We start from the raw sequence: 16,266 nt of genomic DNA, 5'->3' as shown, positions 1-16,266 counted from the left end.
CCGGCAGCCGGCGCCGGGTCGGTGTTACGTTGCGCTGGCCTTGGGAACGTCGACGGGCGGGGAGAGACGCTATGGACACCACACACCGGACCGAGCAGCAGCGATCGGCCGAACGGCGGCGGCGCGAACTGCTCGAGGCGGCGGACCGCGTGGTCCTGCGCGACGGACCGCAGGCGTCCATGAACGCCATCGCCGCCGAGGCCGGCATCACCAAGCCGATCCTCTACCGCCACTTCGGTGACAAGGGCGGGCTGTACCGGGCCCTCGCCAAGCGGCACACCGACGCCCTGCTGGCCGCGCTGCGCGCCGCGCTCGACGCCCCGGCCGACCGCCGGCGGCGCGTCGAGGCGACCCTCGACACGTACCTCGCCGCGATCGAGGCGCGCCCGCAGGTGTACCGGTTCCTGATGCACCCCGCCGAGGAGGCCGGCCAGCAGCCGGAGCAGGGGTTCGACGTGGGCCGGCACTCGGCGCCGCTGCTGCGCCGCATGGGCGAGGAGCTCGCCGAGGTCATCGCCGAGCGCGTCGACCTGGGCGAGGGCGGCGAGGCGCTGGCACGGGTGTGGGGGCACGGCATCGTCGGCATGATGCACGCGGCGGGCGACTGGTGGCTGGGCGAACGGCCCTGCGGCCGGGCCGCGTTGGTGTCGGCACTGGCCGACCTCCTGTGGGGCCGCCTCGCCGGGGCGGACGACCGCGTGGGCGGCCCCCGGTTCTGAGCGGTGCGGACCGCGGGGCGGTACGCCCGCGGAGGCGTACCGCCCGGGGCGGCCGCCCCGGGCCCCGGCGGCCCGTCAGGCACAGGATCCGCCAGGCACCGCACCCGTCGGACGCCGCACCCGTCGGACGCCGCACCCGTCAGACGCGGCGCCCCCACGGGGCGCGCCGCGCCGCGCGCAGGACCCTCGCCCGGCGCCAGCCGCCCAGGCGGTCCGGGTACAGCAGGCCGTCCAGGTGGTCGCACTCGTGCTGGAGGCACCGGGCGAAGAACCCCGTGCCCTCCACCCGCACCGGCTCGCCCCGCACGTCGACGCCCTCGACCACGGCCCGGTCGGGCCGCTCCGTCCCGGCCTCCAGGCCGGGCAGCGACAGGCAGCCCTCCGGGCCCCGCACGCTCACCCCGCCGGTCTCCACCAGACGCGGGTTGACGACATGCCCGAGGTGGCGGACGTCCTCGTCGTCCGGGCAGTCGTAGACGAAGACCCGCAGGCCCACCCCGACCTGGTTCGCCGCGAGGCCGACGCCGTTCGCCGCGTACATCGTGGCGAACAGGTCCTCCACCAGGCGCGCCAGGGACGGCCCGAAGTCGGTGACGGTCTCGCAGGGGGCGTGCAGCACGGGCGAACCGAGCAGGCTCATCGCCCGCACGGCGCCGGAACTGCCGGGGATCGGCCGGTTTCGCATGGCGTTCAGGGTACTTTCAGGCCCGCCACCTGCTCTCCGGTAGGTGGCGGGGTTCGGGGCGGCGACCGGATCTCGATAGGCTGAGGCGACCCACGCTAGGAGGAACAAGGACGATGGCAGGCAACTCGGAGCCGCTGTCGCCGCGCGCCAAGCTGGCCGTGACGGCGGGCAAGGCCGCAGCGGCGGTGTCTCGCGCGGCGGGACGCGGCAGCGGTTCGGTGATCGGCGGCCGGGTGGCGCTCAAGCTCGACCCCGACCTTCTGGGCCGGCTCGCGCAGCATCTGGACGTCATCCTGGTGTCGGCGACCAACGGCAAGACCACCACGACCCGTCTCATCGCCGAGGCGCTGCGCGCCAGCGGCCCGGTCGTCTCCAACGCGCTCGGTGCGAACATGCCCGCGGGCATCACCTCCGCACTGGCCGGCGGGACGGACTCGAAGTACGGCGTCATCGAGGTGGACGAGAAGTACCTCGCGGGCGTGGCCCGGGACACCGAGCCCAAGGCGATCGCGCTGCTCAACCTCTCCCGCGACCAGCTGGACCGCGCCGCGGAGACCCGGATGCTCGCCGAGAAGTGGCGCGAGGGCCTCGCCGGCACGAAGGCCGTGGTCGTCGCCAACGCGGACGACCCGCTCGTCGTGTGGGCCGCCTCCTCCTCACCCAACGTGGTGTGGGTGGCGGCCGGCCAGGAGTGGAAGGACGACGCCTGGTCGTGCCCGGCGTGCGGCGGTGTGATGCAGCGCCCCGGCGACGACTGGTTCTGCGGCGAGTGCGGCTTCCGCCGCCCCGCCCCCACGTGGGCGCTCAGCGGCGACCACGTCCTGGACCCGCACGGCTCCGCCTGGCCGATCCACCTGCAGCTGCCGGGCCGCGCGAACAAGGCGAACGCCACGTCCTCCGCCGCCGTCGCCGCCGTGTTCGGCGTGCCGCCGCAGGTCGCGCTGGAGCGGATGTACCAGGTGCAGGCCGTCGCCGGCCGGTACGACGTGGTCTCCTTCCTCGACCGCGACCTGCGGCTGCTGCTGGCGAAGAACCCGGCCGGCTGGCTGGAGACGTTCTCGCTCATCGACCGGCCGCCGACTCCGGTCATCCTCTCCGTCAACGCGCGCGGCGCGGACGGCACGGACACGTCGTGGCTGTGGGACGTCGACTACCCGCGCCTCGCCGGCCACCCGATCTTCGTGATCGGCGACCGCCGGCTGGACCTCGCCGTCCGGCTGGAGGTCGCGGGCCTGGAGTTCCGGGTGTGCGACACCCTCGACGAGGCCGTGCAGTCGGCCCCGCCCGGGCGGATCGAGCTGATCGCCAACTACACCGCGTTCCAGGACGTGCGCCGCCGTGTCGGCAACTGATCCGCGAGGAGGACGAAAGAGCATGAGCGACAGCAGCCTGCGTCTGGTGTGGGTCTACCCCGACCTGCTCAGCACCTACGGAGACCAGGGCAACGTCCTCGTCGTCGAGCGCCGCGCCCGCCAGCGCGGCCTGGACGTGCAGCGCGTGGACGTGCGCAGCGACCAGCCGATCCCGACCTCCGGTGACATCTACCTCATCGGCGGCGGCGAGGACCGGCCGCAGCGGCTGGCCGCCGAGCGGCTGCGGCGGGACGGCGGCCTGAACCGGGCCTCGGAGAACGGCGCGATCATCTTCTCGGTGTGCGCCGGCTACCAGATCCTCGGCCACGAGTTCATCAACGACCTCGGCGAGCGGGAGCCCGGCCTCGGCCTGATCGACGTGGTCTCCACGCGCGGCGAGGGCGAGCGGTGCGTCGGCGACGTCCTCGCCGACATCGATCCGCGCCTGGGCCTGCCGCAGCTGACGGGCTTCGAGAACCACCAGGGCGTCACGCACCTGGGCCCGACGGCCCGGCCGTTCGCGCGGACCGTCTTCGGCAAGGGCAACGGCACCGGGGACGGCACGGAGGGCGCGTACAACGACACCGTCTTCGGCACGTACATGCACGGCCCCGTCATGGCGCGCAACCCGCAGATCGCGGACCTGCTGCTGAAGCTGGCCCTCGACGTGAACGCGCTGCCGCCGACGGACGACCGGTGGTACGAGGCGCTGCGCGCCGAGCGGATCGCGTCGGCCAGCCAGCCGGCCTGACCCCGGTTCCCGGGCCGCTCCGCGCGCGGCCCGGGGGCCGGAGGGGCACGCGGAGGCCGGGAGGGCGGTCACGCGCAGGCGTGGGGCGCCGGGCGCGATCGCCCTCCCGGCACCCGCCGAGGGCATCCCGGAGGCGGGGCGGGGCGGGGGGACGGGTCCGCTTCGTCTGTTCCTCCGAAGTCCGTCCACGGGTCGGACGGCCGGTTCGGCTGTCCCACCCCGCGCCGGTAGGGTGGCGGGTGATCCAGACCGGACGACGTGGTCCGGGAGTCGGCCCACGTTGCAAAGGTATTTCGGGCTATGCGCATTGGTGTGCTCACCTCCGGTGGCGACTGCCCCGGTCTGAACGCCGTCATCCGTTCCGTCGTGCACCGCGCCGTCGTCGACCACGGGGACGAGGTCATCGGCTTCCACGACGGGTGGAAGGGCCTGCTGGAGTGCGACTACCGCAAGCTCGACCTCGACTCGGTGAGCGGCATCCTCGCCCAGGGCGGCACGATCCTCGGCTCCTCGCGGGTCCAGCCCGCGCACCTGGTGGACGGGGTGGAGCGGGCCCGCGGACACGTCGCGGAACTCGGTCTCGACGCGATCATCCCGATCGGCGGCGAGGGCACCCTGAAGGCGGCGAACCTGCTGTCGGAGGCGGGCCTGCCGATAGTCGGCGTGCCCAAGACGATCGACAACGACATCGCGTCGACGGACGTGACCTTCGGTTTCGACACGGCCGTCGGGGTCGCCACGGAGGCGCTGGACCGGCTGAAGACGACGGCCGAGTCGCACCAGCGCGTCCTCATCGTCGAGGTCATGGGCCGGCACACCGGCTGGATCGCGCTGCACTCCGGCATGGCGGCCGGCGCGCACGCGATCGTCGTGCCAGAGCGGCCCTTCGACATCGACGAGCTGGCCGCGCGCGTCGGTGCCCGCTTCGAGGCGGGCAAGCGGTTCGCGATCGTCGTCGCCGCCGAGGGCGCCAAGCCCCGCGCGGGCTCCATGGAGTTCGACGAGGGCGGCAAGGACATCTACGGCCACGAGCGGTTCGCGGGCATCGCCCGGCAGCTGTCCACCGAGCTGGAGGAGCGGCTCGGCAAGGAGGCCCGCCCGGTCATCCTCGGCCACGTCCAGCGCGGCGGCACCCCGACCGCGTACGACCGCGTCCTCGCGACCCGGTTCGGCTGGCACGCGGTGGAGGCCGCCCACCGCGGCGAGTTCGGCATGCTGACCGCGCTGCGCGGCACCGAGATCGTCATGGTGCCGCTCGCCGAGGCCGTGCAGACCCTCAAGACCGTCCCCGCCGACCGGTACGCCGAGGCCGAGACCGTCCTGTAACCCGGTACTCCGCGAGGGGCGCCCGCACGGGCGCACCGAACCCGCCCCCGGTCGCCGACGCGGCCGGGGGCGGTTCTAGTCTGGTGCGGCAAGCGGACAACCCAGCATGAATCAGGAGCCGCGGGATGGATCACAGCGGACACGGCATGACGATGGACCTGCCGCCGTTCACGCTGGGGCGGGGGCTGGCGTACTCGCCGGACACGTTCTTCCTGGTGGGGTGCCTGCTCGCGCTGGCGCTGTACGGGTGGGGCGTCGTGCGGCTGCGCCGGCGCGGTGACGCCTGGCCGGTCGGCCGCACGGTGTTCTTCACGGTCGGGGTGCTCTCCGTGGCGCTGGTGATGTGCACCGGGCTGAACGACTACGGCATGGTCATGTTCAGCGTGCACATGGTGCAGCACATGGTGATCAGCATGCTGTCGCCGATCCTGCTGCTGCTGGGCGCGCCGGTGACGCTGGCGCTGCGGGCGCTGCCCGTCGCCGGGCGGGGCGGCAGAGGGCCGCGCGAGCTGCTGCTGATGCTGCTGCACAGCCGGTACATGCGGGTGATCACGCACCCGGCGTTCACGATCCCGATCTTCATCGCGAGCCTGTACGGGCTGTACTTCACGCCGATCTTCGACTTCCTCATGGAGTCCACGGCGGGCCACATCGCGATGATGGTCCACTTCCTCGCGGTCGGCGTGGTCTTCTTCTGGCCGATCATGGGCGTCGACCCGGGCCCGCACCGGCCGGGCTACGTGATGCGGATGCTGGAGCTGTTCGCGGGCATGCCGTTCCACGCGTTCTTCGGTATCGCGCTGATGATGGCGTCGGAGCCGATGGTCGGGACGTACGCGAACCCGTCGGCGTCCCTCGGCATCGACGCGCTGGCCGACCAGAACGCGGCCGGCGGCATCGCCTGGGCGTTCAGCGAGATCCCGTCCGTGGTGGTGCTGGTCGCGCTGCTGTACCAGTGGTACCACTCCGAGCAGCGGGCGGCGAAGCGTTCGGACCGGGCCGCGGACCGGGACGGCGACAAGGAGCTGGCGGCGTACAACGCGTACCTCGCCTCGCTCCAGGCGCGCGGCCGGTAGCGCACGGCGCCCTGGCGCCGCCCCCCGGTGCGGGGCGACCATGGCAGGACGAGGCCCGCGGCCGGAGGAGTACGCGATGTCCGGATCCACGAAGACCATGGGGACGATCACCGTCGGTGCGCTGGTCCTGACGACGGCGTACACGGTGGCGTTGGGGAGCAACGGCTGGCTGTGGTTCGCCTGGATCGTGCTCGGCCTGGTGACGCTGGGGATGGCGGCCGTGGGCGACGGCTGAGTCCGGCGGAAGAAAATTCCCTCCGGGCGGCAACCTCCGCGGCGGTGGCGGCGACCACCGGGTGCAAGTGGCCCCCATGCAAGGATTCACATGAGTTCAGAGACACAGCCGCGGGCGCGGCACCGCCGTCGCCTCACCCGTCGCCGCACCCTCGTCGGCGGGCTCGCCGCCCTCGGCCTCACCGGTGCCGCGCTGGTCGGCAGCGGCATGCTCGCCCCGGCCGGCGCGGCCTCCGCGTGGCCGGAGGCGAAGGGCGGCAAGCCGGTCGCCAAGACCATCGAGGTCTCGGGCACGTACGACGGCAAGCTCCAGCGCTTCCACGGCAGCGGCCCCCTGGGCGACGGCGGCCAGGGCGAGGGCCAGTCGCCGATGTTCACGCTGAAGGACGGCGCGGTCCTGAAGAACGTCGTCATCGGCTCCCCGGCCGCCGACGGCGTCCACTGCCTGGGCAGCTGCACGCTGCAGAACGTCTGGTGGGAGGACGTCGGCGAGGACGCCGCCTCCTTCAAGGGCAAGTCCGCCTCGGCGGTCTACACCGTGCACGGCGGCGGCGCGCGGAAGGCCTCCGACAAGGTCTTCCAGTTCAACGGCGCGGGCAAGCTGGTCATCACCAAGTTCCAGCTGTCGGACTTCGGCAAGCTGGTGCGCAGCTGCGGCAACTGCTCCACGCAGTACAAGCGGACGATCGTCGTCGACGACGTCGACGTGACCGTCCCGGCCAAGCAGCTGGTCGGCATCAACGCCAACTACGGCGACACGGCCTCGCTGCGCAACGTCCGCATCCACGGCGACGGCAAGCGCAAGGTCCAGCCGTGCGTCCGGTACGAGGGCAACAACAAGGGCAAGGAGCCGCGCACGCTGGGCAGCGGCCCCGACGGCACCCACTGCCGCTACGCCGCGTCGGACATCACCCACAAGTGATCCGGCGCCCCGTCCGGCGGCCCGAGGGCACCGGACGGGGAAGGCGCGGAACGGCTCCCGGGGCCACGGCGATCACGCCGTGGCCCCGGTCGTGTGTCGGGGGGCGCGGAGCGCGGAGGCGTACGTAGGCACGACGTCGATACGCCAGCGCACCCCAGTCGATCGTATGACTAACCCTCTTCATGCTTTCGACGGAGCTTGTCGTGGACACAAAGTTGACGGGCCGTCCGAAACCGACGGAACCGTCCGCCGGACCGTCCCACGAGGAGGCCGCATGCTGCAGGTCGAGCGTCTGCTCGCGGACTGCCTTCACGACGCGCGCACCGATCCCCCCGGCGCCCTGCCGCTGCTGCCCGAGGGCGACGCGTACGCGGCGGCCCGCCGCACCTTCCTCGCCGCCGGGCTGCGCGCCCTGCGCGACGAGCGGCGGCCGGACAGCGGCTGGACGCAGGTCAACGTCGCCCCCGACGGGGCGCGCGCCTGGCCCGCCCTGTACCGGCGGCTCGCCGACACCGCCCGGGAGCTGACCGGGTCGGGGGCGGCCGACGACTTCTTCTTCCTCCACAAGCCGCCGGGGCTGCGCGTCCGCTTCCACGCGCCCGGGCCGGCCGGGGCCGCCGCGCTGCGCGAGGAGCTCGTAGGGCTGCTCGACCGGGAGCGGGGCGGCTGGGCGCCGCCGGTGCCGGCCGTCTACGAGCCGGAGACGTACCTCTTCGGCGGCGCCCGGTCGATGGAGTGCGTGCACCGGCTGCACACCGCGGACTCGCTGGCGTGGCTGGACCACCACACGGGGACGCGCCCGCCGGCGGACTGGCGGGTGTCGCTGACGCTGCTGCGCGCGGTCCTGGACGGGCTGGGCGTCGTCGGCTGGGAGCACCGCGGGGTGTGGCAGGCGGTACGGGAGGAGACCGGCCGCCGGCTGGCGGGCGGGCTGCGCGGAACGGACCGGGAGCGCGTCGCGGCCGGGGTCAGGGCGTACTGGGAGCGGTCGGACCAGGGCCGCCTGGAGGAGTTGCCGGCGGCGTGGCGGGCCCGGGTGGCCGCGCACCGGGACGCGCTGCGCGCGGCGGCCGAGCGGTGGCGGACCGGCTACTTCGAGTCCGGTGAGGCGCGGATCGGGCCGCGCAGGGCCGCCGCGCACTGGGTGGTCTTCCACTGGAACCGGGGGCGTTTCTCGGCGGCCCGGCAGGGGCTGCTCACCGAGGCGCTCGCCGACGACGGGAGGGCGTGACATGACCGCCGACACGATCGGTGCCCTCGCGCTGCTGCGCGTCGCCGGCATGCCGTGCGCCGCGTGGGCGGCGGCGGGCGACCCCGCGCTGTTCGGCCGGGTGGTCCGGCACGCCGACGCCGTCGAGCGGCAGGCCGCCCGGGCGCGGGCGCTGGCCGAGCGGGTGGGCGCCGAGGTGGTGCCGGACGCCCGGCTCTCCGCCGCCGGGCGCGGCGCCGTACTGGCGCTGCGGCGGCGCCTGCACGCCGGGGAGGCGCCCGGCCCGGCGGACTGCCGGCTGCTGGAGGCCGTGCCGGCCGTCGCCGCGGAGGCCCGGGCGCTGCTCACGGACGCGCGGCGGGCGCGGGAGGAGGAGCGGCGGCTGGAGGAGGCGGTCGCGGCCGAGCGGACCCGGGTGGCGGCCCGCGCCTGGGAGACGGCCCGCGGCGACCCGGTGCTGCGGACGTTCCTGGAGGGGACGGCGCCCGGCGTCGTCGCGGACATCGAGCGCCGGCTGGCCGAAGGCGGCTCCTGGGAGGGGAGGCAGCTGCGCAAGCGCGCCGCGTACCTGTGGCGGGTGCTGGGCCGGATGGCCGCGAAGACCACGCCCCGGGGCTGGGCGGGCCACGTCGCCGTGGCCCCGGTCGGCGAGGCCGGGGGCGCGTGGACGCTGGTCGCGGGGAAGGCCGTGCTCGGCGCGGTGGCGCTCGGGGAGGCGGAGAACGTCCACCTCGTACGGGCCGGGAGCGGGCCCGCCGGCCTGCCGGACGCCCCGCCGTCGACGCTGCTCGCCCCCGCGCCGCTGCACTTCACGCAGGGCGATCCGGCCGACGGTTCGGCGGTGCTGCGCTGCTGGGTGGTGGAGCCGCACGCGCCGGGGCGGCTGCGCCACGTCGTCCTGCGGCGCACCGGGGCGCTGGGCCGCGTCCTGGCGCTGCTCGCGGACGGGCCGGTGGCGCTCGGGGACGTGGAGAAGGCGCTGCTCGCCGCGGCGCCGGGCGCCCGGCCCGCGGACCCGGCGGTGCTGCGCGGGTTCCTCGGGCACCTGGCCGGGACGGGGGTGCTCCAGGTGTGCGCGGCGCCCCGGCAGCGGTACGGGGCGTGGTCGCCGCCGGGCGGGGCGCTGCCGCTCCCGACGGCGTCGGCGGGCGCCGGGTCGTGGTTCGTGGACGTGTACCGGCGGACGGACGCGGCCGTGGGCGTGCGCGCCGCCGACCGGGTGCGGGACGGGGTGCGGGTCGCCGCGCGGGTCGCCGCGCTGCGCGAGGCGGGGCGGGAGCGGCAGACCCCCGTCGCCTGGCCGATCGGGACGGAGCCACGGCCCGTCGGCGAGGTCCTCGCCGAACGGCTCGCCCCCGCCGGGGACGCCGCCCCCGCCGTACGCGGCGGATACGCGGGCTGGCCCGCGGCCGGCGCGCCGGACGGGGGCTGCGGGTACGCCGCGCTGCTCGACCACCTGGCGGCCCGTGCCGGCGAGGAGCAGGTCGACCTGGACGACGCGCTGCTGGACGCGCTCGGCGCGCCGAGCGCCGACGAGGCCCTGCCGCCCTGGCCGTTCGACTGCCTGCTGCGGCCCCTGGCCGGCGGCCCGGCGAGCCCGGTCGCCGTCCTGGAGACGGCGTCCCCGGCGGGGGTGCTGGACGCCCGGTTCGCCGACGGGATGCGGGCGCTGGACGGCGGGTACGGAGCCGCCGACGCGTACCGGGCGTTCCTGGCGGACCTGGAGCGGCGCACCGGGGTGCGGTTCGTCGAGCTGCTGGTGCCGCCGCTCGCGGAGCGGGCCGCCAACGCCGTGCGGCGCCCGGTCGTCACGTCCTGGTGGACGGGCGATCCGGACCCGACCCCGTACTACGGCCCGGCCGGCGAGGGGGCTCGGTACCTGCCGCTGGACCGGATCACGGTGCGGCTGCGGGACGGGCAGCTGGTCGCCGAGGCGGACGGGCGGCGGATCGTGCCGGTCCACCACGCCACGCGCAGCCCCGCGCCGCCGTACGACCTGCTGATGCAGCTGCTGCTCATGGCGGGCCTCCCGGTCACCCGGCGGATGGTGCGGCTGGACGGTCTGGAGGCGGCGCTGCCCGGGTACGGCCGGCTGCCGCGGCTGACGGTGGCGGGCGGTGCGCTCGTGGTGGCCCCGGCGACCTGGCGGCTGGAGCGCGCCCGGTTGTGGGACCAGCGCGACACCGCCCTGGCGAAGGTGCGCGCGCTGGCGCTGCTGCGGCGCTCCGCGGGCCTCCCCCGCCACGTCTTCCTGCGGACCGCGGCCGGGGCGAAGCCCGTCCCGGCCGACCTGGACTCCGTGACCGCCGTCCCGCTGGTCGAGCGGCTCTGCGCCCGGCAGGCGGGAGACGAGTTGTTCGCCGACGAGATGCTGCCCGGCCCGGACGGCCTGGTCCTGCGCGACCCGCTGCACGGCGGGGCGCCGGTCGCCGCCCAGCTCCTGCTGCGCCTCCCCCACCGTGCCCGTCCGGAGCAGCTCGCCGCGCAGGCCGCGGCCGCGCTGCTGCCCGACGAGGCACCCCCAGGCGTCCCCGGTCCGGCCGTCCCGCAGGGGCGGCGGACCGCTGGGGCGGTCAACACCTCATGAGGAGACAGAGGAAGAAACCCACGAAAGGCGGGAACCGTGCCCGAGACCCTGGAACTGACCGACCTGGACAGCCTGATCGACGACCTCGACGAGCGCATCACCGAGACGGAGCTGCCCGAGGCGCAGGCCGCGTCGATGGACTGCAACAACAGCGTGCTCTGCACGATCATCATCTGCGCCACGGTCATCATCTGCTGACCACGGCGTCCGTACGACAGGAGCCGCCCGGTCCGCCGGGCGGCTCCGCCGCACCCCAGGACACCGTGACCCGAGGAGCACCGTGCAGCACCGGCCCGACCCCCTCCCCCCGCACGATCCGCTCGGCCTGGTCGACCTCGCCGCCGGCCACCTGACCGCCTGGGCCGCCGCGCCGGACGGCCCCGGCGCCGCGCGGCTCCCCTCCGACCCCGGCGTCCCCGTCCTCGCCCACACCCTGGCGAGCGTCGGCGGCGGCACGCCGGAGGCGCGGCGCGCGGCCGCGCACGCCGTCGCCGTCTGGGCGCGGAACGCCGGCCGGGGCCCCGGCCACCACGGCCTGTACGACGGCGGGCTGGCCGGCACGCTCGCCGGCCTGCGCCTCGGCGCCGCCCTCCACCCCCGCCTCCACCACGTCGCCGACCGGCTCCGCGACCGCCTGGTCGCCGCCGCGACCACCCGCGACGGCCGCCGCCGAGGGGTGCGGCTGGCCGACTACGACCTGATCCTCGGCCCCGCCGGGGTCCTCCTCGCGCACTGCGCCGGCGCCCGCCCGGAGCCGGGTCACCTCCTGCCCTACCGGGACCGGCTCGCCGCCCTGTGCGACAGCGACGACCTGTGGCGGCTGCGCACCGACGGGTACGCGGGGCATCCGCACCTGGCGTGGCTCCAGGGCCGCGTCAACACCGGCATGGGCCACGGGGTGGCCGGGGTGACCGCCGCGCTCACCGCCGCCGTGCGGCACACCGGCCCGGCGGCCGGGGACGCGCTGCGCCGGGCCGCGCGGTGGCTTGAGGCGCAGGCGTACGAGGACGACCGGGGGCTGCTCACCTGGCCGGGCGCCGGGCTGGACGGGCGGACGCCGCCGCGCGACGCGGTGCCCCGGCAGGCGTGGTGCTACGGCGCGCCCGGTGTGGCGTGGGCGCTGTGGGACGCGGCGGACGCGCTGGGCGACACCGGTGCGGCGGACCGGGCGGCGGCCGTGTTCACGCGGCTGGCCGACCGGTACGACGAGGGGTTCCACCTGTGCGGCGACGGCCCCGCCGACGTGCTGGGGCTGTGCCACGGCGCGGCGGGCGTGCTGGTGGTGGCCGACGCGTTCGCCCGGTACGCCGGGCACGCGGGTGCGGCCGGGCTGCGGGAGCGGCTCACCGCGCTGCTGCGGGAGCGGCTGCCCGGGGCCCTGGTCCCGCCGTCCGGCTGGTCGGCGGAACTGCTGACGGGCGCGCCGGGGGCACTGGCCGCCCTGCTCACCGTCGCGCACGGCGCGTCCCGGGCGTGGCTGCCCTGCCTGGGGCTGCGCTAGGTCGTGTCTTCAAAGTCCCGTCTGCCTGCCGACGCCTGGCACGCCCTCCCCCGAGCTCTCGGCTGCGCTCGAGCAGGGGGGACCCCCAGCCGCGTTGTCGTCGGTCGCCCATGCTCCGCAGTGGCTCCCTCCTCCGCCTTGCGATCGCACGCACCAGACGCCGCCCGGCCCGCCCTACGGGCGAACGACGCCACTTCGAAGACACTCCCTAGGGGCCGCGCGGCTCCGCACGGGGGCGCCGCGCTCACCCGTCTGCCGCGGGGGCGGGGCGGGCGGGCCGCGGGGGTGGGGCCGCTGGTGCAGACTGAGGCCATGGGCGACCTCAGTGCCCCGGCGGCACCGGCACGGCGGTTCCCCCCGGAACCGGAGAGCGCCGCGCGGGCCCGGCGGTTCGTGCGGGCCGCCCTGGACGGCGCCGCACCGGACCTGGTGGACACCGCCGAACTCCTGGCCGGCGAGCTGGTCACCAACGCGGTGCTGCACGCGCGCACCGGGATCGAGGTGTCGGCCGGGATCGTCGGCGGCAGGGTCCGCGTACGGGTCGGGGACCACCGGCCGTCACGGGCGCCGGTGCCGCGGGACTGCTCCCCGCACGCCGCCACGGGGCGGGGGCTGGCGCTCGTCGACCGGCTGGCGTCCCGGCACGGCGTCGAGACGGGCGAGGACACCAAGACGGTGTGGTTCGAGTTGTGGCCCGACGGGGCGCCGCCGCCCTCCGCGTGGGAGGCGCCCGCGCCGTCCCGCGCGTCCGAGGCGACGGTGACGCTCGTCGACGTGCCGGGCGCGCTGTACTCGGGGGCGCAGCACCACCGCAACGCCCTGCTGCGGGAGCTGGCGCTCGCCGCGGCCGGCGGCGAGGACCTGGGGGTGCCGCCGGCGGACCTCGCGACCGCGCACGACGTCAGCGACGTGATCGGCGCGTGCGTGGCGGCCGCGCTGCGCGACGGGCACGCCGAGGGCGAGATGCGCTCCCTGCCGCTGGGCCTGCCGCCCGACGCCGCGCCGGCGGTGGAGACGCTGAGCCGCGTGCTCGACGCGGCGGAGGAGGCGGCACGGGAGGAGCGGCTGCTCACCCTGCCGGCGCTGCCGCGCAGCCGGGTCTTCCACACCTGGCTGTTCGACCAGATCACCGGCCAGCTCGCCGGCGCGCACCCCACCGCGTGGACGGTGGTGCCGCGCGAACCGGGCTCCGGCCCGGCGGAGATGGTGTCGTGGGACGCCGACCACGTCCAGGCGGGCAGGGTCCCGACGATCGCCGCCGACGAGCGGAACCGGATCATCGCGGTGAACGGCCCGGCGGCGGACCTCGTGGGCTGGCACGCCGACGACCTCGTCGGCCGGCCGCTGACCACGCTCATCCCGGAGCACCTGCGCAGGCGCCACCTCGCGGCCTTCACCTCGCTGCTGCTCAGCGGCCGGCCGCGCATCCTGGGCCGGTCGGTGCCGCTGCCCGCGCTGCACCGCGACGGACGGCTGGTGCCGGTGCGCCTGTTCCTCCAGACCCGGCAGACGGCGGACGGCCGTACGGTGTTCGTCGCCCAGCTCTCCCCCCGCGCCGCCGCGCCGGCCCCGTCCCCGCACCGCCCGGGCAGACGGGCGGCGGTACAGGAACAGGCGGCGCGGGAACAGTCGGCGCGGGAACAGGCGCCGCCGCCCGCGGCCGTCCCCGAAGGCGCCGCGGGGCCGCGCGCCGAAGCGGCCCTGCCGGCGCTGGAACGGCTGTCGCTGCTGGCGCGGACCGGAACCGCGCTGGGCAACGCCGCGAACCTGGACGAGGGCCTGCTGCGGGTCGGCGGGGTCCTGACCGAGCGGTTGGCCGACTGGTGCGCGGTGGACCTGTTCACCGAGGACGCCCGGGTGGAACGGGCCTGCGTGGTCCACCGCGAGCCCGGGGGGCTGCGCCTGGAGGAGTTCGAGGGCACGCTGCCGCCGCTGTCCGACACGTCGCGGGGGCCGTTGGCCCGGGCGCTGAGCGGCGCGGGCCCGCTGCTGCTCACCGCCCCCTCGCGGCCCGGCCGGCCCCCGAGCCCGCTGGACGCCCACTACCGGGAGCTGCTCGGCGGGCTCCGGGCGCACAGCGCCGTCGTCGCCCCGCTGCGGGCCCGGCAGGGGATCATCGGCGCGCTCACCGTGGCCCGTACGGATCCGGGGCACCCGTTCACGGAGGAGGACCTGCCGCTCGTCGACGACCTGGTCCGCGCACTCGCCCTGGGCGTGGACAACGCGCGCCTGTACCAGGAGACCCGGAACATCGCCGAACGCCTGCAGCGCTCGCTGCTGCCCGTACTGCCGGAGGTGCGGCACCTTCAGCTGACGGCGCGTTACGCCGCCTCGTCGACCACCGCGCAGGTCGGCGGCGACTGGTACGACGGCTTCCTCCTGCCCAGCGGGGACACCGCGCTGGTCATCGGCGACGTGACGGGGCACAACCTGGACGCGGCGATCGCCATGAGCCAGCTGCGGAGCATGCTGCGCGGCATCGCCGTCGACCGCCAGGAGCCACCCGAGACGGTCCTGCGCCGCCTCGACGCGGCGAACCACAGCCTGTACCGGGAGGCCACCGCGACCTGCGTCTACGGCCTGCTCAAGGGGCCGGAGGAAGGGCCCTGGGACCTGGTGCACTCCTCCGCCGGGCACCTGCCGCCGCTGCTCACGACGGCGGACGGCCGCACCCGGTTCCTGGAGGGCGGCTCGGGCGTGCTGCTCGGCCTGGACCCCGACCTGCCCCGCCCGCGCGCGACGGACGCGGTGCCGGCGGGCGCGACGGTGCTGCTGTACACGGACGGGCTCATCGAACGCCGCGACGAGTCGCTGGACGACGCCATGGAGCGGCTGGGCCGGCGCGCCGCCGCGCTGGCACGCGAGCCGCTCGACGTGTTCTGCGACGAGCTGATGATCGGTCTGGGCGCCGACAGCGACGACGACATCGCGATCCTCGCGGTGCGTCCGTCGGCACCGTCCTGACCCCTCCCCCGGGCACCGCGCACCCCGGTCCTCCCGCTTCCCCCAGGGCCGACGGGGCGCTCCCGGCCGGTCCGCCGGCGCGGGCGGTCACGGTGCCGGGGACCGCCGTGTGAGGCGCCGTACCGTCTGCCGCGCGACCCGGCCGAGCAGCCACCGCTCCTCGTACAGCACCCGCCCGACGAGCGCGCCGCCGAAGACGACGAACCCCACGCCGACCAGCCAGGACTGGATGACGAGGACCGTGCCGACCGGTCCGTACGCCACCGCGTTGGACGCGATCAGCGGCGAGAACACCAGGTGCGAGAAGACCCACAGCCCGGCCAGGCCGATCACCGTGGACACCGCGCCCGGCAGGAGGGCGCCCCACGGCACCCGCCCACCGAGCAGCAGCCGCTGCGACCACCAGAAGAAGACCCAGGCGCTGGCCGCGGCCGCGGAGACCCGCCACGCCAGGTCGCCCGCGTCGACGGGCCGGGCGGCGACGTACGACGACAGCAGGAGGTACCCGATGAGGCCGGCGAGCCAGACGAGGTGGCGCCACATGGTGTGCCAGCGGGCCGGGGGGAGCTCCCAGACCTTCTCGTACCCGGTCTGCACGACCCCGCCGAAGGTGAGCCCGAACCCGGCGAGCGCGGCGAGGCCGAACCCGGTGGTGGATTCCAGGGCCGAGCTGGGCGGCGCGAACAGGCGCTCCACCTCGTCCTGCGACGCCTCGGACACCCCGAGGCCCTCCGCGAGCCACTGGGCGAATCCCTGGCCGTCGGCGGGGTCGGCGGCCGCGACCACGATGAGCAGGGGGACGAGGGTCAGCAGCCCGAGCGCGGCGAAGCCCGTCGCCCGGTGCATCAGCTCCAGGTCCTTGCCGCGCCGCCACCCGCGCCCGGCGGCCGAGCCGCGGAACGAGCCGTGCATCCGGTGGAACCACCACATACCCCTCGC

14 protein-coding genes are annotated in these 16,266 nt (G+C 76.0%); 12 read left to right on the top strand and 2 right to left on the bottom strand.

Going from position 1 to position 16,266, the window contains the following annotated elements; all coding sequences use genetic code 11:
* The first annotated feature begins 71 nt into the window (after positions 1 to 71).
* Positions 72 to 719 carry a TetR/AcrR family transcriptional regulator gene (locus tag IE106_RS25690; RefSeq protein WP_189537598.1) on the top strand — a complete coding sequence of 216 codons (648 nt, stop codon included), beginning with the start codon at positions 72 to 74 and terminating at the stop codon, positions 717 to 719.
* A gap of 139 nt (positions 720 to 858) precedes the next feature.
* Here IE106_RS25690 and def read toward each other — a convergent pair whose 3' ends face one another.
* Positions 859 to 1,404 carry a peptide deformylase gene (gene def, locus IE106_RS25685; protein WP_189537597.1) on the bottom strand — a complete coding sequence of 182 codons (546 nt, stop codon included), beginning with the start codon at positions 1,402 to 1,404 and terminating at the stop codon, positions 859 to 861.
* 113 nt (positions 1,405 to 1,517) lie between these two features.
* Between def and IE106_RS25680 the strand changes: the two genes are divergently transcribed.
* The 11 genes from IE106_RS25680 (at position 1,518) to IE106_RS25630 (ending at position 15,327) form a co-directional block, all read left to right on the top strand.
* The gene (locus IE106_RS25680) at positions 1,518 to 2,756 is read left to right on the top strand and encodes a Mur ligase family protein (RefSeq protein WP_189537596.1); all 1,239 of its coding nucleotides are present in this window, start codon (positions 1,518 to 1,520) and stop codon (positions 2,754 to 2,756) included.
* Positions 2,757 to 2,778: 22 nt separating this feature from the next.
* A complete protein-coding gene (locus IE106_RS25675; protein WP_189537595.1) occupies positions 2,779 to 3,507 on the top strand; it encodes a type 1 glutamine amidotransferase in 729 nt (242 codons plus the stop codon).
* Between the two features lie 300 nt (positions 3,508 to 3,807).
* Entirely contained in the window at positions 3,808 to 4,833 is a 1,026-nt protein-coding gene (locus IE106_RS25670) for a 6-phosphofructokinase (protein ID WP_189537594.1), read from the top strand.
* Between the two features lie 125 nt (positions 4,834 to 4,958).
* On the top strand, positions 4,959 to 5,909 hold the full coding sequence (locus IE106_RS25665; protein WP_189537593.1) for a cytochrome c oxidase assembly protein: 951 nt from the start codon (positions 4,959 to 4,961) through the stop codon (positions 5,907 to 5,909).
* Between the two features lie 76 nt (positions 5,910 to 5,985).
* The gene (locus tag IE106_RS25660; protein ID WP_189537592.1) at positions 5,986 to 6,144 is read left to right on the top strand and encodes a hypothetical protein; all 159 of its coding nucleotides are present in this window, start codon (positions 5,986 to 5,988) and stop codon (positions 6,142 to 6,144) included.
* Positions 6,145 to 6,234: 90 nt separating this feature from the next.
* Positions 6,235 to 7,065 carry a pectate lyase gene (locus tag IE106_RS25655; RefSeq protein WP_189537591.1) on the top strand — a complete coding sequence of 277 codons (831 nt, stop codon included), beginning with the start codon at positions 6,235 to 6,237 and terminating at the stop codon, positions 7,063 to 7,065.
* Between the two features lie 274 nt (positions 7,066 to 7,339).
* Positions 7,340 to 8,296, top strand: a complete 957-nt coding sequence (locus IE106_RS25650; RefSeq protein WP_189537590.1) for a thiopeptide-type bacteriocin biosynthesis protein — start codon at positions 7,340 to 7,342, stop codon at positions 8,294 to 8,296.
* A gap of 1 nt (position 8,297) precedes the next feature.
* Positions 8,298 to 10,862, top strand: coding sequence for a lantibiotic dehydratase (locus IE106_RS25645; protein WP_189537589.1), 2,565 nt, complete (start codon positions 8,298 to 8,300; stop codon positions 10,860 to 10,862).
* A 36-nt stretch (positions 10,863 to 10,898) separates the two neighbouring features.
* The gene (locus tag IE106_RS25640; RefSeq protein WP_189537588.1) at positions 10,899 to 11,060 is read left to right on the top strand and encodes a hypothetical protein; all 162 of its coding nucleotides are present in this window, start codon (positions 10,899 to 10,901) and stop codon (positions 11,058 to 11,060) included.
* Positions 11,061 to 11,142: 82 nt separating this feature from the next.
* Positions 11,143 to 12,363, top strand: coding sequence for a lanthionine synthetase LanC family protein (locus tag IE106_RS25635; protein WP_189537587.1), 1,221 nt, complete (start codon positions 11,143 to 11,145; stop codon positions 12,361 to 12,363).
* 312 nt (positions 12,364 to 12,675) lie between these two features.
* On the top strand, positions 12,676 to 15,327 hold the full coding sequence (locus tag IE106_RS25630) for a SpoIIE family protein phosphatase (protein ID WP_189537586.1): 2,652 nt from the start codon (positions 12,676 to 12,678) through the stop codon (positions 15,325 to 15,327).
* An 87-nt stretch (positions 15,328 to 15,414) separates the two neighbouring features.
* Here the strand turns inward: IE106_RS25630 and IE106_RS25625 are convergent, their stop codons facing one another.
* Positions 15,415 to 16,257 (bottom strand): YhjD/YihY/BrkB family envelope integrity protein, encoded by an 843-nt coding sequence (locus IE106_RS25625; RefSeq protein WP_189537585.1) that lies wholly within the window; start codon positions 16,255 to 16,257, stop codon positions 15,415 to 15,417.
* Positions 16,258 to 16,266: the final 9 nt, after the last annotated feature.

This window comes from Streptomyces roseolilacinus, assembly GCF_014649335.1.
GTDB lineage: Bacteria > Actinomycetota > Actinomycetes > Streptomycetales > Streptomycetaceae > Streptomyces > Streptomyces roseolilacinus.
The sequence above is the reverse complement of the archived record's forward strand: the minus strand, read 5'-3'. Positions and strand labels throughout refer to the sequence as shown.